Here is a 278-nt window from a genome sequence, read left to right on the forward strand (position 1 = left end):
GTCAGACAATTGAAAAAGAAGGTCAAACTGTTACAAATAATGACTACCACAAGGTATATGATTCTTTGAAGAACATGTCTACGGTTAAAAGTGTTACCTTTTCAAGTAAAGAAGAACAATATGAAAAATTAACCGAGATAATGGGAGATAACTGGAAAATCTTTGAAGGAGATGCCAATCCTCTCTATGATGCCTATATTGTAGAGGCAAACACTCCAAATGATGTAAAAACTATAGCCGAAGATGCTAAAAAAATTGAAGGTGTCTCTGAGGTTCAA

General features: G+C 34.2%; 1 protein-coding gene. It reads left to right on the top strand.

Features of this window, described 5'->3' with window-relative positions:
- Positions 1 to 278, top strand: a 278-nt coding sequence (locus F1003_RS18620) for a permease-like cell division protein FtsX (protein WP_202913913.1), incomplete at both ends; no start/stop codon positions are given.

Origin of the sequence: Winogradskyella ouciana, assembly GCF_009709615.1 — a bacterium.
In the GTDB taxonomy this organism is placed as follows: domain Bacteria; phylum Bacteroidota; class Bacteroidia; order Flavobacteriales; family Flavobacteriaceae; genus Winogradskyella; species Winogradskyella ouciana.